This is a genomic window from Aquitalea magnusonii, from assembly GCF_002217795.2.
Taxonomy (GTDB): Bacteria; Pseudomonadota; Gammaproteobacteria; order Burkholderiales; family Chromobacteriaceae; genus Aquitalea; species Aquitalea magnusonii_B.
Map to the genome: position 1 here is coordinate 633,197 of NZ_AP018823.1, position 18,395 is coordinate 651,591.

16 protein-coding genes are annotated in these 18,395 nt (G+C 61.8%); 8 read left to right on the plus strand and 8 right to left on the minus strand.

The genetic code is table 11. The features are described from left to right. Nucleotides 1–194: 194 nt before the first annotated feature. Genes hpaE through DLM_RS03065 form a run of 3 tightly spaced genes read right to left on the minus strand, consistent with a single transcriptional unit; the run spans nucleotide 195 to nucleotide 3,249 of the window. On the minus strand, nucleotides 195–1,655 hold the full coding sequence (gene hpaE, locus DLM_RS03055) for a 5-carboxymethyl-2-hydroxymuconate semialdehyde dehydrogenase (RefSeq protein WP_089082671.1): 1,461 nt from the start codon (nucleotides 1,653–1,655) through the stop codon (nucleotides 195–197). A 53-nt stretch (nucleotides 1,656–1,708) separates the two neighbouring features. Continuing rightward, nucleotides 1,709–2,488 carry a fumarylacetoacetate hydrolase family protein gene (locus tag DLM_RS03060; RefSeq protein WP_089082670.1) on the minus strand — a complete coding sequence of 260 codons (780 nt, stop codon included), beginning with the start codon at nucleotides 2,486–2,488 and terminating at the stop codon, nucleotides 1,709–1,711. Further along, entirely contained in the window at nucleotides 2,485–3,249 is a 765-nt protein-coding gene (locus DLM_RS03065; RefSeq protein WP_089082669.1) for a fumarylacetoacetate hydrolase family protein, read from the minus strand. Before DLM_RS03065 ends, DLM_RS03060 begins: the two co-directional genes overlap by 4 nt. A gap of 357 nt (nucleotides 3,250–3,606) precedes the next feature. Here DLM_RS03065 and hpaA point away from each other — a divergent pair, with 357 nt between their 5' ends. Beyond that, the gene (gene hpaA, locus DLM_RS03070; protein WP_089082668.1) at nucleotides 3,607–4,497 is read left to right on the plus strand and encodes a 4-hydroxyphenylacetate catabolism regulatory protein HpaA; all 891 of its coding nucleotides are present in this window, start codon (nucleotides 3,607–3,609) and stop codon (nucleotides 4,495–4,497) included. Between the two features lie 127 nt (nucleotides 4,498–4,624). Here hpaA and DLM_RS03075 read toward each other — a convergent pair whose 3' ends face one another. Next, nucleotides 4,625–5,575 (minus strand): helix-turn-helix domain-containing protein, encoded by a 951-nt coding sequence (locus tag DLM_RS03075; protein WP_089082667.1) that lies wholly within the window; start codon nucleotides 5,573–5,575, stop codon nucleotides 4,625–4,627. A 548-nt stretch (nucleotides 5,576–6,123) separates the two neighbouring features. On the opposite strand from DLM_RS03075, the gene DLM_RS03080 reads away from it, so the two are divergent. From DLM_RS03080 to DLM_RS03100, 5 genes are all read left to right on the plus strand, one after another. Further along, entirely contained in the window at nucleotides 6,124–7,623 is a 1,500-nt protein-coding gene (locus DLM_RS03080) for an aldehyde dehydrogenase family protein (RefSeq protein WP_089082666.1), read from the plus strand. Between the two features lie 144 nt (nucleotides 7,624–7,767). Then, complete coding sequence (locus tag DLM_RS03085) at nucleotides 7,768–9,099, plus strand: aspartate aminotransferase family protein (RefSeq protein WP_089082665.1); 1,332 nt, start codon at nucleotides 7,768–7,770, stop codon at nucleotides 9,097–9,099. Between the two features lie 60 nt (nucleotides 9,100–9,159). Then, a complete protein-coding gene (locus DLM_RS03090) occupies nucleotides 9,160–9,864 on the plus strand; it encodes a helix-turn-helix transcriptional regulator (RefSeq protein ID WP_089082664.1) in 705 nt (234 codons plus the stop codon). Nucleotides 9,865–10,008: 144 nt separating this feature from the next. Further along, on the plus strand, nucleotides 10,009–11,520 hold the full coding sequence (locus DLM_RS03095; protein ID WP_089082663.1) for an APC family permease: 1,512 nt from the start codon (nucleotides 10,009–10,011) through the stop codon (nucleotides 11,518–11,520). After that, nucleotides 11,501–12,091: a DUF3156 family protein gene (locus tag DLM_RS03100; RefSeq protein ID WP_089082662.1), complete on the plus strand. Its 591-nt coding sequence runs from the start codon at nucleotides 11,501–11,503 to the stop codon at nucleotides 12,089–12,091. The genes DLM_RS03095 and DLM_RS03100 overlap by 20 nt, the downstream gene beginning before the upstream one ends. A gap of 72 nt (nucleotides 12,092–12,163) precedes the next feature. Here the strand turns inward: DLM_RS03100 and hpaR are convergent, their stop codons facing one another. Then, nucleotides 12,164–12,646, minus strand: a complete 483-nt coding sequence (gene hpaR, locus DLM_RS03105) for a homoprotocatechuate degradation operon regulator HpaR (RefSeq protein WP_089082661.1) — start codon at nucleotides 12,644–12,646, stop codon at nucleotides 12,164–12,166. A 192-nt stretch (nucleotides 12,647–12,838) separates the two neighbouring features. Between hpaR and DLM_RS03110 the strand changes: the two genes are divergently transcribed. After that, nucleotides 12,839–13,630 (plus strand): SDR family NAD(P)-dependent oxidoreductase, encoded by a 792-nt coding sequence (locus DLM_RS03110; RefSeq protein WP_089082660.1) that lies wholly within the window; start codon nucleotides 12,839–12,841, stop codon nucleotides 13,628–13,630. A 75-nt stretch (nucleotides 13,631–13,705) separates the two neighbouring features. Here DLM_RS03110 and DLM_RS03115 read toward each other — a convergent pair whose 3' ends face one another. From DLM_RS03115 to fabI, 3 genes are all read right to left on the minus strand, one after another. Next, the gene (locus tag DLM_RS03115; protein WP_089082659.1) at nucleotides 13,706–14,485 is read right to left on the minus strand and encodes an SDR family oxidoreductase; all 780 of its coding nucleotides are present in this window, start codon (nucleotides 14,483–14,485) and stop codon (nucleotides 13,706–13,708) included. 16 nt (nucleotides 14,486–14,501) lie between these two features. Continuing rightward, nucleotides 14,502–15,329 carry a MoaF C-terminal domain-containing protein gene (locus DLM_RS03120; RefSeq protein ID WP_089082658.1) on the minus strand — a complete coding sequence of 276 codons (828 nt, stop codon included), beginning with the start codon at nucleotides 15,327–15,329 and terminating at the stop codon, nucleotides 14,502–14,504. A gap of 182 nt (nucleotides 15,330–15,511) precedes the next feature. Beyond that, nucleotides 15,512–16,300: an enoyl-ACP reductase FabI gene (gene fabI / locus DLM_RS03125; protein ID WP_045847060.1), complete on the minus strand. Its 789-nt coding sequence runs from the start codon at nucleotides 16,298–16,300 to the stop codon at nucleotides 15,512–15,514. A gap of 306 nt (nucleotides 16,301–16,606) precedes the next feature. Between fabI and DLM_RS03130 the strand changes: the two genes are divergently transcribed. Then, nucleotides 16,607–18,394, plus strand: coding sequence for an extracellular solute-binding protein (locus DLM_RS03130; RefSeq protein WP_089082657.1), 1,788 nt, complete (start codon nucleotides 16,607–16,609; stop codon nucleotides 18,392–18,394). Nucleotide 18,395: the final 1 nt, after the last annotated feature.

An 18,395-nucleotide genomic window follows, 5' to 3' on the forward strand; every position in this document is an offset into this window, starting at 1 on the left:
GTGAGGGCGGTGGGCATTGATGTGTGCCACAGCCAAGAGGCCGGGCGTTCTGTGGCGCCCTGACCATCTGTTGTTTTCAGCTGCTAACAAAATAGTGCAAGGTCCCTGATGCAAGGCGCGCCGACGCAGACAGTACAAGCAGTACGGCTAGGAGACGCAACGCAGCAGCAGGGTTTTTGTTAGTAGCGATAAGTTCACAGGCCCCAGCGCGGAATATGGTGGCTGCCCATCGAAATGCAGACGTTCTTGATTTCGGCAAACACCTCGAAGCTGTATTCACCGCCTTCGCGCCCGGTGCCGGAGGCTTTCACGCCACCAAAGGGCTGACGCAGGTCACGCACGTTCTGGCTGTTGATGAACACCATGCCAGCTTCGATGCCACGGGCCAGACGGTGGGCCTTGCCGATGTCCTGGGTCCAGATATAGGACGCCAGGCCGTATTCCACATCGTTGGCCAGGCGCAGCGCATCGGCCTCGTCGTCAAACGGCATCAGGCACACCACCGGGCCGAAGATTTCTTCCTGCGCAATGCGCATGCGGTTATCCACATCGGCAAACACCGTGGGCTGGATGAAGTTGCCGCGCGCCAGATGGGCGGGCAGGCCAGCCGGGCGTTCCAGACCACCGGCCACCAGACGGGCGCCTTCTTCCATGCCGATGCGGATATAGCCGGTGACCTTGTCGTAGTGCTGCGGGGTGATCATGGAGCCGACCTGGGTTTTCGGGTCTTGCGGATCGCCGACGATCAGGCGCTTGGCGCGGGCGGCGAATTCCTCGACAAACTTGTCGTACACCGGGCGCTGGATGAAGATGCGGCTGCCTGCGGTACAGCGTTCGCCATTGAGCGAGAAGATGGTGAACAGCGCGGCGTCCAGTGCGCGGTCCAGATCGGCATCGGCAAAAATCAGCACCGGCGATTTGCCGCCCAGCTCCATGGAAAACTTCTTCAACCCGGCATTCTGCATGATGCGCTTGCCGGTGGCGGTGCCGCCGGTAAACGACACGGCGCGGACATCCGGATGACGCACCAGCGCATCCCCTGCGGTGGCGCCATAGCCCTGCACCACATTGAACACGCCGGGCGGCACGCCGGCTTCCAGCGCAAGGCGGCCCAGCTCGTTTGCCGTGAGCGGCGACAGCTCGGACATCTTCAGCACCGCGGTATTGCCCAGCGCCAGGCAGGGCGCGGTTTTCCAGGTAGCAGTCATGAAGGGTACATTCCACGGCGACACCAGACCGCACACGCCCACCGGCTGGTACAGCGTGTAATTGAGCATGCTGTCGTCCACCGGGTAGCTGTGGCCGTTCATGCGGGTACACACTTCGGCGAAGAAGTCGAAGTTGTGCGAGGCACGCGGAATCAGCACGTTCTTGGTCTGGTGAATCGGCAGGCCGGTGTCCAGTGTTTCCAGTTCGGCCAGCATGGGCACGTTCTGGTCGATCAGCTCGCCCAGACGGCGCATGATCCTGGCGCGTTCCTTGGCCGGAGTACCTGCCCACTTGGGAAAGGCTTCCTTGGCGGCGGCCACTGCAGCGTTGATTTCTGCCGCGCCACCGGAGGCGACTTCGGTAATCACTTCGCCGGTGGCCGGGTTGACGGTTTCAAAGACTTCCTTGCTCTCGACCTCGCGGCCGTTGATCCAGTGCTTGATCATCTTGTGTTCTCCTGTGCGTGCGCAGCGGCTACAAGGCTGCGCCGGGTAATGTTTCACACGGTTTGCGCCTGGCGATCCGCGTATTGCGCCTCGCTGACAATGTGGTTGACCAGACGGCCCACGCCTTCCACCTCGACAATCAGCTCATCGCCCGGCAGCACATCGGCCAGCCCTTCCGGTGTGCCGGTGGCGATCATGTCGCCGGGGGACAGGGTCATGAAGCTGCTGAGGTAGGCAATCAGATAAGGAATGTCGAACACCATGTCGCGGGTGTTGCCCTGCTGGCGCAGCTCGCCATTCACCCAGGTGCGCAGGGTGAGGCTGGCCGGGTTGGCCACATCGTCACGGTCCACCCACCACGGGCCGATCGGGGTGAGGGTGTCGCGGTTTTTCACCCGCAGATTCGGCCGGTAGTAGTTTTCCAGGTAGTCGCGTACCGCGTAGTCATTGCACACGCTGTAGCCGGCCACGTAGTCCATCGCCTGTTCGCGGCTGACGTTCTTGGCGGTCTTGCCGATGATCACCACCAGCTCGCATTCGTAATGCATGTAGATGATGTTGTCCGGGCGTACCGATACCTGGCGGTGGCCGGTGAGGGTAGCGGGTGACTTGAGGAACACCAAGGGCTCGGTCGGGGCCTTGAAGGCCAGTTCGGCGGCGTGGTCGGCATAATTCAGCCCCAGCGCGAACACCGTGCCTTCAGCCGGCGGCAGCCATTCGACCGCCTCTTCGGCAACGCGGCGGCCATCAGCCAGTTGTACCGAGTGGTCGTCATTCACCAGAACTGCATGGATGTCTGCCTCACCGGGCAGGCGGATGCGGGCGTGTTTCATTGGGCGCTCTCCTCGGCGATCAGGCGGTTTTCCAGGCGGCCAATGCCGGCTATCTCCACCGCCACGGTGTCGCCGGGGCGGATTTCCAGCTGGCGCAGCGGGGTGGCGGGGATGATCACGTCGCCCGGCTGCAAGGTCATGAACTGGCTGAGTGCGGCAATCAGTTGCGGCACGGAGCGCAACCAGTCGCGGCTGTGATGGGTTTCAGCCAGCTCGCCATTCAAATAGCTGCGGATTTCCACGTTCAGCGGGTCGATGGCGGCTGCATCCACCTGCCACGGGCCCATCGGGCAGAAGCCGTCGCGGCACTTGGCCTTGACGGCCGGGCGGTAGAAGCTGGTTTCTTCCAGGCTGATTTCATTCACCACGGTGTAGCCAGCCACCACCTCCAGTGCCTGTTCGACTGCCACTTTGCTGGCCACCTTGCCAAGCACCACGCCCAGCGCTCCACCGGCAAACACCTTGCCCGCCTGGGTCGGCAGGGCGATGGCGCTGCCGTGGCCGGCGTGGGTATTGCGCGGCTTGATGAACAGCACCGGTGTGGCCGGGGCTTTCTGGTAGGGCGGCTGCTGGAAGTCGGCTTCCAGCTGTTCCAGCAGGCTGCGGTGGTTCAGCGCCACGCCATACACGGTGCCGCTGGCCGGAGCCAGCCATTGCGGGGAGTCTGCCAGTGGATTGCCGTTGTCCAGCAGCAGCTTGCCATCGGCCAGCGCGGTCACGCGGCGGGCTTGCTGGTTCAGCACGATGCGGCCTTGCTTCATCGGTCTCTTCCTTGTTGTGGTGGTGGACAGCGGTGCTGGCCATTTATTTAATATATTAACTTTATACGGGCCTGCTTCCGGCTTTGTCAACGCGCCTTATCTGCTGCAAGCGCTGTTGCTGCCCACTATGCCATGCGGCATAGCGCATTTTCTAAGGAATAAACTGTACTTTTCATGGCATTGTTACGGCGGCTGGTTTATTGCCTGTTGCAAGGAAACCGGCTAACTATGCTTTAAAAACAATCAATACAAGTAGCAGGGGCAGGCTGTGGCTTGCCGGTGGAAAATGCTTGCTGTACAAAAGCTGGAAATCAGTCGGCATGTGGCATTTTGCGCACATAACAGGATGGAGCCGCCATGAAGCAGGAAACCCGTACCCCGATTCCCAATATCGACATCGGCAAGGTGTATGACAGCCGCTATGGCGAGTCGGATATCAATGTTGAATCCTTTGGCAAACTGGCGGAATTCTTTGGCCGCAATATGCCGGTGCACCGGCACGACCGCTTCTTCCAGCTACATTACCTGGCCAGCGGGCAGATACGGCTGTATCTGGAAGATCAGCACTATGTGGCGCAGGCTCCGCTGTTTTTCTTTACCCCGCCCACGGTGCCGCATGCCTTCATTACCGAAGCTGATGCCGAAGGCTATGTGCTGACCGTAAGGCAGGAACTGGCACGCCAGTTATTGCATACCTTGCCGCTGACGCAGCGCGAGGCGGGGTTGATGCAGCCGTTTTGCGTTGAACTGGCCGACGGGGCTGCCGCACAACAGCTACCACAGCTACTGGCCTTGCTGGCCGAGGAGTATGGCCATGACGCAGTGGGGCGGGAGGCCGCGCTGCACGGACTGGTGCAACTGGTACTGGTGACGGCCTTGCGCCTGAGTGCGCAGGGCGAGCACAGCCGGCAATGCCGCCGCGAGGACTTGCAGGTTTTCCATCGATTCAATGCCTTGATCGAAGCGCATTTTCGCGAGCACTGGCCGCTGTGGCGCTATGGCGAGGAAATGGGGGTGACCGAGTCGCGGCTGAATGATATTTGCCGGCGCATGGCGGATTTGCCGTCCAAGCGGCTGGTGCATGACCGGCTGTTGCAGGAAGCCAAGCGCTTGTTGATGTATTCCGCCGGTTCGGTAAACGAAATTGCCTATCACCTGGGCTTCAAGGACCCGGCGTATTTTTCCCGCTTCTTCCTGCGTGAAACCGGCAGCAAGCCCAGCGCCTACCGCCAGCAGCATGCGGGCTGAGGCAGCACTGGCAGCCTGGCGCGGCTGACACAACCTCGTAGCGCACCCGGCCCAAGGCGGGCCGCCGCCGACAGTACAGCCAGCACGGCCAGCAGGTGTCACGCAGGAGTGGGAGGCGCAGTGGGTTTTATTGCAGCAGGCTGCGCTGGCGGGTTTCCGATGGCAGCTCGCAAAACAGCTTGCGGTAATCGCGGGCAAAATGCCCCAGATGGTAAAAGCCCCAGTGCCCGGCGGCATCGCGCACGCCAAGCCCGGCATGTTCTGGCGACAGCAGCATGCGCCGCACCGCATTAAGCCGGATGGAGCGCAGGTAATCCACCGGCGTGGTGCCGGCAATCAGCTGAAAGCTGTTTTGCAGGGTGCGTCGGCTGATGCGCAACTGCTGGCACAGGTCCAGCACTGTCACCGGCTCGTCGCTGCTGGCCAGCACGATGGCCTGGCTGCGCCGCACGATGTCACAGTGGGTGGCGTGGGTGAGGTTGATGGCGCGCTCCGGCACGCTGCCGTGCAGCAGGTCCAGCAGCAGGCTGATCAACTGGTGTTGCACCAGCTTCTGGCTGCCGGCAAAGCGCATCAGGTCCGGGTTTTCTACTGCCTGATCGAACACGCTTAGCAATAACTGGCGGGTGTGGGCCAGTTGCTCGGGCGGAATCTGGATCACCGGCTGCCATTGGCGCTTGCTGCTTAGCTGCTGATAAAACTCCGGTGCCAGTGCCGCCAGGTCTTCGTTGCGCACCGATAGCTGAATGGAGTCCACCTCGGCAGGCGCATGCATGATGAATTCTTCATTGCTGCGCAAGGCGGTAATGGCATGACAGCCAACTGCGCGGCCTTGCAGGGTGAGCGGCAGCGGGGCGTGGATGGGGATGGCGAAGTGAACCATGTCGGCGGGGGCGCGGCCATATTGCACCACGCGCTGGTTGAAGGCTTCGCGGAACACTTCCAGATGGCCGGTATTCAGGCGGGACAGCGAGCTGTAAAAGCGCCCGCCACTGATCTGGTCGTATACCTGCTGCCAGCCGGGCAAGTGTGCGGCATGGCATTGGGCGTCATCGAAATGGCGGACTTCAGCCAGCATGGTGGACCTCCTGATGCAGTTCTCCGGTGGCAGCCTGTGGCCGCTCACCTGCTGTTTCTGACGATGTAGATGTCAATCTGATGCGACTGCATGTGCGGTCGCCCGGCCTCTGCGGGCCATCTTGTCTGCCGCGGCAAGTTGGTGGCATGTCCGTTTTGGACATGCTGTCTTGTACTGGCCAAGTCCTGACTATATTGGGTCATTTGCCGATGCGCTGCAAAAAATACTTAATATATTATCTATTTGTCTGTCACCCTTGTCGGGCAAGGCTTGCCACAGCCTTGTCCGGCAATCCTCCTGCCGTGTTGGCTGCTGTTTCTTCATTGCAACAACGGGGTCCGGGTGCTGCCTGTTTTGCGCTGTGCTGTCCTGCCGGGCAGGCCATGCAGGATTTGCCGATTTGGGATCAGGCCGCCAAAAACTGACGCGTATATTGATCTGCAACAAATCGCGTTGCTGCTGTTGCTGCTTGTCGGTGACAGATGGCGACAAGGCAAATCAGGCGGCCTGCTTTCGGGTAAGCCCGCCCTGCAAGGAGTGGAGAGAAAATGGATCACAATCGGGTAGTGGTACTGGACGCGGTGAATACCTTCCTGCTGCGCGAGCATGGCTTGCTGGTGGACGGCAAGATGGTGGCGGCCCAGTCCGGCCAACGCAGCGAGGTGCGTAATCCGGCTACAGGACAGGTGATTGCCAGCGTGGCCGATGGCAACGAGCAGGATGTGGATGCGGTGGTGCAAAGCGCGCACCGTGCGTTCAGCGCCGGGGTGTGGTCCGGCCTGCGTCCGGCCGAGCGCGAACGCATCTTGCTGAAGCTGGCCGATGTGCTGGAAGCGCACGCCGAGGAGCTGGCCCAACTGGAAACACTGAACCAGGGCAAGTCCATCCATATCTCGCGTGCCATTGAAGTGGGCGCGTCCATCGAATTTGTCCGCTACATGGCCGGCTGGGCCACCAAGCTGGGCGGCGAAACCATGGACGTGTCGATTCCGGTACCGCCCGGCACCCGTTATACCGCCTATACCCGCCGCCAGCCGGTGGGGGTGGTGGCCGGCATCGTGCCTTGGAATTTCCCGCTGATGATTGCAATCTGGAAGATGGTGCCGGCACTGGCCGCCGGTTGTACCGTGGTGCTCAAGCCGTCCACCGAAACCCCGCTCACTGCGCTGCGTCTGGGTGAGCTGGCACTGGAGGCCGGCATTCCGCCCGGCGTGGTGAATGTGCTGACCGGGCGTGGCTCCCGCGCCGGCCAGGCGCTGGCCGGCCACCCGCTGGTGAGCAAGGTGTCGTTCACCGGCTCCACCGAAATCGGCAAAACCATCGGCCATACCGCCATCGACAATATGACCCGCTTCTCGCTGGAGCTGGGCGGCAAGAACCCGATGATCATGCTGGGTGATGTGGATGTGGACAAGGCCATCCAGGGCGCGCTGATGGGGGGCTTCCTCAATCAGGGCCAGGTATGTGCCGCCGCCTCCCGCCTGTATATCCAGCGCAGCAAGTTCAACCAGGTCGTCGAAGGACTGGCCGCTGCCGCCAACAGCATGACGCTGGGTAGCGGCATGGACCTGAACGCCCAGGTGAACCCGCTGGTGTCGGCCCGCCAGCAGCAGTCGGTGTGCCGCCTGATCGATACCGCCCGCAGCGAAGGCGCCAGCATTCTGGCTGGTGGCGGCGCGGCCGATCTGCCGGGTTACTTCGTCAAGCCCACCATTATTCTCAACGCCGCCCAGCACAGCACCATCGTGCGTGAGGAAGTATTCGGCCCGGTGCTGGTGGCGCTGCCCTTCGACCATCCCGACGAGGCCATTGCCATGGCCAATGACTCACGCTATGGCCTGGCTGCCAGCTTGTGGACCAATGACCTGTCCGCCGCCATGAACCTGGTGCCGCGCATCGAGGCCGGCACGGTGTGGGTCAACACTCATATCCCGCTGGACCCCAGCCTGCCGTTTGGCGGCTTCAAGCAGTCCGGCATCGGCCGCGAGTTTGGTCGCGGTGCGGTGGAAAACTTTACCGAGACCAAGTCGGTCTGCATCGCGCACTGAGCGGCAAGAAAAATACCGCTCCCGCGCTTCCCTGCTTGCTGTTGCGCCACGTGATGGCCAGCAGGGGGGCAAGGCGAAGCGGAAAGCCGCCTCAGATTTTGTTGGCCGTCATCGGCCGCACATTTGTCTGCAAAGGAGTAACCCATGTCTTACGACAAGTCCCGTTTCTGGCACCCCATGCTGCACCCCAATGACATGAAGCAGCGCCAGCCCATCCGCGTCGTGCGGGGGGATGGCTGTTACGTGTTTGACGACCAGGGCCACAAGCTGGTGGATGGCGTGGCCGGTTTGTGGAACGTCAACGTCGGCCACAACCGCCCGGAAGTGAAGCAAGCCATCGTGGAGCAACTGGACGAACTGGAGTATTTCCAGCTATTTGACGGCATCTCCCACCCGCGGGCCGAGGAGCTGTCCGCCACCCTCATCGACATGCTGAAGCAGGAAGACATGGCGCGGGTCAGCTTCAGTTCCGGCGGCTCGGATGCGGTGGAAACCGCGCTCAAGCTGGCCCGCCAATACTGGCGCGTCTGCGGCCAGCCGGACCGCACCAAGTTCATCTCGCTCAAGCAGGGCTATCACGGCGTGCATTTCGGTGGTGCTTCGGTCAACGGCAATACCGTGTTCCGTCGCAGCTACGAACCGCTGCTGCCGGGCTGCTTCCATGTGGAAACACCGTGGCTGTACCGCAACCCGTTTACCGAAGATCCGGAAGAACTGGCGCAGATCTGCGCGCAGATGCTGGAGCGGGAAATCCTGTTCCAGAGCCCGGACACCGTGGCCGCCTTTATTGCCGAACCCATCCAGGGTGCCGGTGGTGTCATCGTGCCGCCCGCCAGCTACTGGCCGCGGATCCGCGCGGTGTGCGACAAGTACGGCGTGCTGCTGATTGCCGATGAAATCGTCACCGGTTTTGGCCGTTCCGGCTCCATGTTCGGCAGCCGTCTGTGGGGCGTGAAACCGGACATCATGTGCCTGGCCAAGGGCATTTCCTCCGGCTATGTGCCGCTGGGTGCCACCGTGGTGAACCAGCGCGTGGCCGATGCCTTTGCCAAGAACCAGGATTTTGGCGGCGTCATCATGCACGGCTACACCTATGCCGGTCACCCGGTAGCCTGCGCGGCGGCCATTGCCAACCTCAAGATCGTGCGCGAGGAAAACCTGCCGGCCCAGGCCGCCGCCCAGGGTGAATACCTGCTGGCCAGGCTCAAACCGTTTGCCGACAAATACGCCGCCGTCGGTGAGGTACGTGGCAAGGGGCTGATGATTGCGCTGGATCTGGTGCAGGACAAGCACAGCCGCGAGCCTATCGATCCGATGGGCGGCTATGCCAACAAGGTGGCCGAAATCGCCCGTGAAAACGGCGTGCTGGTACGCCCGGTGGGTACCAAGATCATCCTGTCGCCGCCGCTGGTTATCGGCCAGGCAGAATGCGATGCCATTGTCAGTGCGCTGGCTGCCGGTTTCGAGGCTGCCTGAACCATGTGACGGGAGGGAGCGGGCCAGGCGCCTGCTTCCGCCCATTGCCAGGACAACACCATGGCCCATCTGCTTGCTGACGCACCGGTGGCAAAGCCGTTGCAACGCTGTCTGGACGTGCTGCAGGATGTGTTGCCGCACAGCGCCACTGCTTTTTACCGGGTGGACCGGCAGCAACAGCCGCATGATTTCGTCTTGCGCCACATGCCGCAAGAGCTGCACCAGCACTATGTGGCGCGTTACATGGGGCACGACCCGCTGCATCCGGCCAGATTGGCGCGCCAGCCGCTGGATGTGGTGACGCTGGGTAGTGCCTTGCCTGTGTCGCAACGTGCCACATCGCGCTATACGCCGTTTCTGGCCAGCAACCGGCTGGTGGATGTGGCGGAAATCCTGCTGCGGCGGCAGGGGCGGGTGGTGGCCGCTTTCTCCTTGTTACGGCAAGGGCGGATGCCCGGCTTTGCCGACGACGAGCTGCGTGTGCTGCATGGCTTGCATGGCCTGCTGGACATGGCGCTGGACAGCATGCTGAGCCAGCCTTGCCCGGCCCCCGCCATCGTGCTGACCGAACGCGAGCAGGCAGTGGTCATGCTGTTGTCTACCGGTGCCTGCAACAAGACCATTGCCCGCGAGCTGAACATGGGTCTCGCCACGGTCAAAACCCATTTATTGCACCTGTTTCGCAAGTTTGATGTGAGTAGTCGTACCGCGCTGGCGCATGCCCTGTTTGTCCGGCAACAAGCCGAACAGCACTTGCGGCAGTGACGGTTTCGTCCGGGACAGCCATAAAAAGAAGCGCGCCCGGTTATCAGCATGATGGGGAAGGTGTACTGATGCGCCACAGACAGGTAGCAAGCCTGCTGCAGTGCCTCCCTGCCATGGTTAGCGAGTCTTCAGGAGGAAAACAGCATGTCGATAGAGAAGAAACTGACCCGGCACCTGCAGCAAGGGGTGGTGGGTTTTCCGGTGGCGCTGGCCAGTTCGGTCGGCGTGGTGATGGCCAGCCCGGTCATCCTTACCGTTACCAGCGGTTTTGGCATGGCGGGCAGCACCTTTGCCCTGGCCATGCTGATTGCCTTCATCATGATGCAGGCGCAGGCCACCACCTTTGCCGAAGCGGCCTCGATGATGCCGACGTCCGGTGCCGTCTACGATTACATATCCTGCGGGCTGGGGCGCTTCTGGGCGATTACCGGCACCATCTCGGCTTATCTGCTGGTGCATGTGTTTGCCGGTACGGCGGAAACCATCCTGTCCGGCATCATGGCGCTGGTGAACTTTGAACACCTCAACACCATGCTGGAGCACAGCGGCACTTCCTGGATGGTGGGGGTAGGGCTGGTGGTGTTGTTTGGCGTGCTCAATGCGCTAGGAATTACCATTTTCGGCAAGGCTGAAATCGTGCTGACCTTCGTGATGTGGGCCACGCTTACCGTGTTCGGCATCATCGGCCTCATCAAGGCCCCGGCTGTGTCGCTGCAAGGCTGGTTCGGCAGTCCCTTGGACCTGAGTGACGCCAGTGGCGTGCTCAGCCTGATCGGCATGGCCATGTTCATGTTTGTCGGCTTCGAGCTGGTGACTCCGCTGGCACCGGAGCTGAAAAACGCCGGTCGCAACATTCCGCGTGCCGCCAAGCTGGGCCTGACCGGCGTGGCCGTTACCATGGCCATCTACGGGGCGGCCATGGTGCATCAGGTGGCCAATGTGGCAATGGACCCGAAAAATCCCGCCGGCCCGCATTTGCTGGATACCCCGATGGCGATTCCGGCCTTTGCCGATCAGGTGATGGGCCCCTTCGGCAAGATCTGGCTGGGTATCGGCCTGCTGTTTGCCGGTGCGGCCACCATCAATACCCTGATTGCCGCGCTGCCGCGCATCCTGTACGGCATGGCGGTGGATGGTGCGCTGCCCAAGGCGTTTACCTATCTGCACCCGCGTTTCAAGACGCCGCTGGTGGGCATTCTGGTGGCGGTGGTCATTCCCTGCGTCCATGCCTGGTTCATCCAGGGTGATCTGGACCGCATCATGCCGCTGGTGCTGGCGGCGGTATGTGCCTGGGGTGTGGCTTATCTGCTGGTGAATCTGGCCATCGTGCGTCTGCGCTTCACCCGGCCGGATTTCCCGCGGGCCTATCGCTCGCCCTGGTTCCCGCTGCCGCAGATCGTGTCCTCGGTGGGCATCCTGATTGCCATCTGGTACATCACGCCGCCGGGCATGCACCCGCGCGACATCTATCTGCCCTTTGGCATCATGCTGGGTCTAACTGCGCTGTATGCACTGGTGTGGACCGTGTTTGTCCAGAAGGTGAACCCCTTCCGTGCGGTGGCCATAGAAGACATTCTGGCCGAGGAGTTCGGCAAGGTGGGCGGCCATGCTTCGCTGATCGACGAGGAGCTCAAGCGTGTTGCCTCTGGTGCTTGAGCGGCTGTGGCAGCCGCGCCTGCCACGGGCTTACCGGCCGGGGGCAACCCTGGCCAGGCTGGCGCAGGACCTGAACGGGCTGGAAGTGGTCGGTGCGGAAGAGGGCTGTCCGGCTTACCGCTTGCCTGCTGCAGACTGGTTTTTCCGGGTGGAGGAGCGGGTGGAAAGCCAGTTCCTGCTGCATACCGTCAGTTGCTGCTTTGTACTGGCACTGCCGGGCAGTGCGCCATCCCGTCCGTCCCGGCTGCAACTGCAGCACCGCGGTAACTGGCAGCGCAGCGGTTTTGCCTGTCTGCGCCGCGAGGGGGATGGCGCAGAGCTGGCGGCCCTGATGGCCTTGTTACAGCAGGACCGCGACTTGCACATCGCGCTGATGCCGCTGGATTTCAAGCGTTGTGAACTGATTGCGGATGAGCAGGGCTGGCGGCTGGAAGTCGAGCATTTTGCCGCCAGTGAAGTGGTGGGCAGCTTCCCGCCTTTTCGCCGCTATATCCGCCTGTTGTCCACACAGAAACTGGCCTTGCTGGCGGTAATGGCGGCGGTGCGGCGAGTGGCGGCCGGCGCGGGCTGATTTTTACGCGGTAAAACAATACACAACAGGCCCCGGCATTACGCCGGGGCCTGTTGCATTCAGTCTCTGGTGTCAGCGGTCCGCTTCGGTCAGCAGCGCCTTGTCCTCGCTCAGCGCCACGGGGGCTGGCAGTTGCTCCAGTTCGTTTAGCAGGCTGATCAGCAGTTCCAGTTTTTCCTCGCCAAAATGCGCTTCTATCTGCCGATAGCAGGCGTTGGACAGTGGCGCGACTTCGCGTGTCAGTTGGCGACCTTCCCTGGACAAGGACACAATCAGCCGGCGGCTATCCACCTTGTCGCGGCTGCGGTGAATCAGGCCGGCCTTTTCCATGCGCACCAGAATGCCGGTAAGGCTGGGCGACAGGATGCAGGCCAGGTCGGCAATCACCCCGGCTTCCATTTCGCCGCGGTCATCCAGCAGGCGCAGAATGCGCCATTGCTGTTCGGTCAGGCCCACACTGTTGAGCAAGGGACGAAAGTAAGCCATCACGGCTTCACGGGCGCGCAGCAGGTGCTGCGGCAGGCGGTGCTGGTGTTGTGCGCTGGAAGTTGGCATGCGATTCAGGATGGCGGATCAATGTGATTAATATCTTAACATTCTGAGCGCCTGTTCCCAAGTCGCCATCTGCCATTTGCCCGGAACAATGTGGGTCACATGCAGAGGCGGCTCCTCCATCTGGTGGATGGGGGATGCTGACCGGCCTGCCTACACTGTGGCTTCCCGTTCTTATTTCTGGAAGGAAAGCAGATGGTAGCTCAAGCCAAAACCGTGGTGATTACCGGTGCCGGCAGTGGCATAGGGGCAGCTTGCGCTGCATTGCTGGCCGCCGACGGCGTGCAGCTGGTGTTGATTGGCCGTCGTGCCGCGCCTTTGCAGCAGTTGGCCGCGCAATACGGTGCGCTGGCACTGGATGGTGACGCGGCGGACAGCACGCGCTGGCCTGGCTGGCTGGCGCAAATCCGCCAACGCTGTGGTGCCATTGACGGCCTGCTGTGTTGTGCCGGCGGCCTGGGCATGGGCAGTGCGCTGCAAACGGATGACGCCGCGTGGCATGCCGCCATGCGTGCCAATCTGGATACCGCTTTTGTTGCCGCACGGGCATGCCTGCCGGATTTGATCGCCAGCCGGGGTGCCATGGTATTGCTGGCTTCGATAGCCTCACTGGCCGCCGGGCCGGAGGTGTGTGGCTATACCACCGCCAAGCATGCGCTGATTGGCCTCACCCGCTCGTTGGCGCGTGATTACGGCCCGCACGGGGTGAGGGTGAATGCGGTGTGTCCCGGCTGGGTGAAAACGCCGATGGCGGATGAGGAAATGCAGCCGCTGATGCAACAGTATGGCGACAGCCTGGATCAGGCCTATGCCCGGGTGACGGCGGATGTTCCCTTGCGCCGGGCTGCCGCACCGGAGGAAATCGCCAGCATCTGTCGCTTCCTGCTGTCGGAGCAGGCCAGCATCATCACCGGCGCGGCCATTGTGGCCGATGGCGGCTCCAGCATTGTCGATGTGCCTACCCTGGCTTTCAACGCACTGTCCTGAGCACAGTTTCAATTGGATTCAATGAACAACACCGCCTACATGGCGGTGTTGTCGTTTGCGGCACTACCAATCGTTTCAGTGCAGCGCCGCCGTGCTCTCCGGCAAGGTGGCACCGCCGTCCACGATGATGGTCTGCCCGGTGATGTAGGCTGCGGCATCCGAAGCGAGAAACAGCATGGCGGCGGCAATATCTCCCGGCTCGCCCAGTCGCCCCAGTGGAATGTTGCGGGCGATGGCGGCATTCAGCTTGTCATCGCCCAGATTATCCATGGCCGGGGTGCGGATCATGCCCGGTTCCACGCCGTTGACGGTGATGCCATCGGCCGCCAGTTCCAGCGCGGCGGCGCGGATGAAGCCATTGACCCCTGCCTTGGAAGCGGCATAGTGCGCCAGCCCCGGATAGGCAACCCGCGGGCCGGTTACCGAGGAAGTCACCAGCATGCGCCCGCCGCCTTGCGCGCGCATGGCGGGCAGGGCGGCCTGACTCAGCCAGAACAGCGCCTGCAGATTCACCGCCAGCGTTCGTTGCAGCAGGGGCGGGGTGATGTCGGCAAACGCAGTGAGCGGGAAAAAGGCCGCGTTGTGGATCAGCACATCCAGCCGACCATATTCTGCCAGTACCTGCGCCACCAGTGCGGTGGCCTGTTCCGGCTCGGCCAGATCGCACTGGCAGGCACTGGCCCTGAAGCCTTGTGCCTGCAAGGCGGTGGCAGTGGCACGGGCTGTTTCTCCCTGCACATCGGCCACCACCACCGTGGCCGCGTGGCGGGCAAGCAGTTGGCTGATGGCGGCACCTATGCCTTGTGCGCCGCCGGTCACCAATACCACTTTGCCGGCAAAATCCAAGTTCAGCATGGGCGCTTGCTCCGGCTTACAGGGCGTGGCGGGTGTGGTTGAGAATCTGCGCGATGGCACCCACCGGGAAGTTGGACAGCGCGCTAAAGTCGTTGCCCTGGTAGCCGAAGATCTTGCCATCGGTTTTCAGTTGTTGCAGGTCGATCAGCACCACGCCCAGCGTGGGGACAATCTTTTCCCGCCACACAAACAGGTAGAGCTGCTCTGCCAGCTTGAAGTAATGGCAGCGGTCCACATCGGCCAGCCCTTGCTCCACCCCTTGCAGGCATTGCCAGGTATAGAAGTGGCTATTCAGATAGATGTGTTCGTAGCATTCGGTGGGGCTGTAGCGGTACTGGTTGCGCAGGCCGATCAGCTCGTCGGTGCTGTGGTGCAGCGCACTGTGTGCTGTCACCGGCTGGTCGATGCAGCCATGGGCAAAGCGGCAGTCCACCGCGGTAAGCGCCTCACCGGACAGCACGCGGCTGAAGGCCGAACGGGCGACATCCTCCTCCCGTGGTAGCACCCCGGCCACGGCAGTGAACAGCCCATGTGCCAGATCCAGTACCAGGCTGAGCGAATGGCCGTGCTGCCCTTCCGGCAGGAAATCCAGCAACACGATATCGGGGCGCAGGCTGCTGGCGCGGTAGCGGCCCTGGCCGCTGAAGCCTGACGCCTCTCCGTCGGTCAATGCCGTCAGTTGGCAATCCGCGGCGTTCACTTGCAAGCGGGCGCGGCTGCCATCGGCAAAATGCAGTTGCAACTGGCGGCCTTGCAGCAGCGGGCTGAAAGGCAGGATGTGGCTTTCCGGGGCAAAGCCGTCGGCCAGATCACCGACCGGGATGAAAACGGGTTGATTGCTCATGCTGCGCTCCTGATGAAGGTGGGTGTGGGCGCAGTGTGCAATGGGCTTGGGCAGGCAACCATCCACCGTATGGTGGAGCCATGGATGACAAACAGGGCGCTGTCCTGGCAGGAGAGCGCCCTGTAATTGCTTATCCCGTCAGTAAACCAAAGCTGAGGAGATGCGTGATGAAAGCTGCGGAATCAGGCGTCCGGCACGTTCATCGAGTTGATGCTGAAGCCGGCGTCCACATAGGTGATTTCGCCGGTGATGCCGGAGGACAGATCCGACAGCAGGAAGGCAGCGGTGTTGCCCACTTCTTCGGTGGTCACATTGCGGCGCAGACAGGATTGGCCGGCAGCAATGGACAGCAGCTTGGAGAAGCCGGAAATGCCAGCGGCAGCCAGGGTCTTGATCGGACCGGCGGACAGGCCGTTCACACGGATGCCGTCCTTGCCCAGGCTGGCAGCCATGAAGCGTACCGATGCTTCCAGGCTGGCCTTGGCCAGACCCATCACATTGTAGTTGGGGATGGCACGTACCGCGCCCAGGTAGGACAGGGTCAGCAGGGCGCCGTTACGGCCTTGCATCATCGGGCGGGCAGCCTTGGCCAGTGCCGGGAAGCTGTAGGACGACACATCGTGTGCAGTCTGGAATGCTTCGCGGCTCAGTGCATCCAGGAAGTCGCCTTCCAGCGATTCGCGCGGGGCGAAGGCAATGGCGTGTACCAGGCCGTCCAGGCCGTCCCACTGTTTGCCCAGGTCGACAAACAGCTGGTTGATTTCATCGTCGCTTTGTACATCGCAGCGGAACACCAGTTCGCTGCCAAAATCCTTGGCCATTTCACGTACACGATCTTCCAGCTTGTCCACCACATAGGTGAACGCCAGCTCGGCACCTTCGCGATGGCAGGCTTGTGCGATGCCATAAGCGATGGAGCGGTTGGAGATCATGCCGGTAATCAGAATTTTTTTGCCTTGCAGAAAGCCCATTTGGAGTCCTTCTTGGTAGAAACAGGGGGGCATTATACCCAAGCCTGCGCTACGCTGTCGTGGGGATTGTCCTACAGCCCGCCCTTACACCGGGGCAGGCACTCGGAAAAAGGTTTATATCGAGGTAACAAGCCGTAAAACGTTGCGGGACAACATACCGCCGCCATATTAAAACAAGCTATTCTAGCCGCGATGTATCATAAATCCCGTCTGGGCAGGGTTGGACGCCTGCGTCAGCCTGCCGGAATCAGGGTAAAAACCACAATCATAAGCTAGTCATGATTAATGCGTAAGCCGTAAAACAAGATGAAACATTTACATTGGCTAGGGGTTGCACTGCTGCTATGGGCGTGCGGCGGCATGGCTGCGCCATCTCAGGCGCTGGGCTATGTGCCGAAATATGCGGCAGGCTTTACACATTTTGACTATGTCAATCCGTCTGCGCCCAAGGGCGGGCGGCTGATGCTGTCGGCCCAGGGCGGTTTTGACACGCTCAATCCCTTCTCGCTCAAGGGCGACAAGGCCGACGGGGTAGAAGCGCTGACGCTGGACACCCTGGGGGTGAACAGCGAGGACGAACCTTATAGCTGCTATGGCCTGCTGGCGGACGATATGCAGCTGGCGGCAGACAAACTGTCCATGCGTTTTCATCTCAACCCGCTGGCCCGCTTTGCCAATGGCCGGCCGGTGCAGGCCGCCGATGTGGTGGCCTCCTTCAATACCCTCACACGCGATGCCGCCGCCACGCCGCAATACCGGCTGTACTGGGCGGATGTGAAGCAAGCAGTAGCGCTGGATGCCAATACGGTGCGCTTTGATTTCAAGCGCCGTAATTCCGAACTGCACATGATTCTGTGCCAGTTGCCGGTGTTTTCCCGGCAGTGGATTCCGGCCGGCAAGACGCTGGCTGACATGGTGCTGGTGCCGCCTGTCGGTTCCGGCCCTTATGTGCTGAGCCAATACCAGTTGGGCAAGAACATCCGCTTTAGCCGCAATCCGCACTACTGGGCGGCCAATCTGCCGGTGCGCCGCGGCATGTTCAATTTTGACGAAGTCGGCTACCGCTATTACCAGGACGAAACCGCCCGGCTGGAGGCCTTCAAGGCCGGTGAATTTGATGTCTCGGCCGAAAACATGGCCAAGCAATGGGCGCGTGGCTATCTCGGCGCTAAGTTCGACGATGGCCGCATCGTCAAGAAAGCCCTGCCGCATCAGCGTTCTGCCGGCATGCAGGGCTTTGTGTTCAATTTGCGCCGCCAGCAATTTGCCGACAAACGTCTGCGCCAGGCCATCAGTCTGGCCTTTGACTTCGAATGGGCCAACCGCAACCTGTTTTATGGCCAGTACCGCCGCAGCAACAGCTTTTTCACCAATAGCGAACTGGCCGCCAGCGGCCTGCCCGGGCCGGATGAGCTGAAGTTGCTGCAGCCATTGCGCGAAAAGCTGGACCCGGCGGTATTCGGCCCGCCGGTGGAGCCGCCCTTTACCGACGGACGTTATGGCATACGCCGCAATCTGCGCGAGGCGCGTCAACTGCTGTTCGAGGCGGGCTGGCGCTACGAAGGCGGCAAGCTGGTGGATCACCGGGGCCGCCCGTTGCGCATCGAGTTTCTGACCTATTCCAAGGTATACGACCGGGTGGCCAGCGGCTGGCAGCAGAACCTGGCCAAACTGGGCATCACCCTGACCGTGCGGGTGGTGGACCCGGCCATCTACCAGCGGCGGCTGAATGATTTTGACTACGACATGACGGTGGTGGTGTACGCCGCCAGCAACAGTCCGGGCAACGAACAACTGGATTTCCATAGCTGCCAGGCGGCGCAGACGCCCGGTTCGCAAAACTGGGCCGGGCTGTGCGACCCGGCGGTGGAGGCCTTGTTGCCGCAATTCCAGCACTTTACCAGCCGGCAGCAACTGCTGGCCGCCAGTCATGCGCTGGATCGGGTGCTGCGTGCCGGCTACTACCTGGTGCCCAACTGGAATCTGCCCTATCACCGCATGGCCTGGTGGAACCGCTTTGGCCAACCGGCCAGGCTGCCGCTGTATTACAGCCCGACCACGTGGGCCATCGAAACCTGGTGGGAGAAAAAATAAG

What these genes read in the sequence shown, in the direction of transcription:
- hpaE (WP_089082671.1), bottom strand. Translation starts at nt 1,655, where the DNA reads ATGATCAAGCACTGGATCAACGGCCGCGAGGTCGAGAGCAAGGAAGTC.
- DLM_RS03060 (WP_089082670.1), bottom strand. Translation starts at nt 2,488, where the DNA reads ATGAAACACGCCCGCATCCGCCTGCCCGGTGAGGCAGACATCCATGCA.
- DLM_RS03065 (WP_089082669.1), bottom strand. Translation starts at nt 3,249, where the DNA reads ATGAAGCAAGGCCGCATCGTGCTGAACCAGCAAGCCCGCCGCGTGACC.
- hpaA (WP_089082668.1), top strand. Translation starts at nt 3,607, where the DNA reads ATGAAGCAGGAAACCCGTACCCCGATTCCCAATATCGACATCGGCAAG.
- DLM_RS03075 (WP_089082667.1), bottom strand. Translation starts at nt 5,575, where the DNA reads ATGCTGGCTGAAGTCCGCCATTTCGATGACGCCCAATGCCATGCCGCA.
- DLM_RS03080 (WP_089082666.1), top strand. Translation starts at nt 6,124, where the DNA reads ATGGATCACAATCGGGTAGTGGTACTGGACGCGGTGAATACCTTCCTG.
- DLM_RS03085 (WP_089082665.1), top strand. Translation starts at nt 7,768, where the DNA reads ATGTCTTACGACAAGTCCCGTTTCTGGCACCCCATGCTGCACCCCAAT.
- DLM_RS03090 (WP_089082664.1), top strand. Translation starts at nt 9,160, where the DNA reads ATGGCCCATCTGCTTGCTGACGCACCGGTGGCAAAGCCGTTGCAACGC.
- DLM_RS03095 (WP_089082663.1), top strand. Translation starts at nt 10,009, where the DNA reads ATGTCGATAGAGAAGAAACTGACCCGGCACCTGCAGCAAGGGGTGGTG.
- hpaR (WP_089082661.1), bottom strand. Translation starts at nt 12,646, where the DNA reads ATGCCAACTTCCAGCGCACAACACCAGCACCGCCTGCCGCAGCACCTG.
- DLM_RS03110 (WP_089082660.1), top strand. Translation starts at nt 12,839, where the DNA reads ATGGTAGCTCAAGCCAAAACCGTGGTGATTACCGGTGCCGGCAGTGGC.
- DLM_RS03115 (WP_089082659.1), bottom strand. Translation starts at nt 14,485, where the DNA reads ATGCTGAACTTGGATTTTGCCGGCAAAGTGGTATTGGTGACCGGCGGC.
- DLM_RS03120 (WP_089082658.1), bottom strand. Translation starts at nt 15,329, where the DNA reads ATGAGCAATCAACCCGTTTTCATCCCGGTCGGTGATCTGGCCGACGGC.
- fabI (WP_045847060.1), bottom strand. Translation starts at nt 16,300, where the DNA reads ATGGGCTTTCTGCAAGGCAAAAAAATTCTGATTACCGGCATGATCTCC.
- DLM_RS03130 (WP_089082657.1), top strand. Translation starts at nt 16,607, where the DNA reads ATGAAACATTTACATTGGCTAGGGGTTGCACTGCTGCTATGGGCGTGC.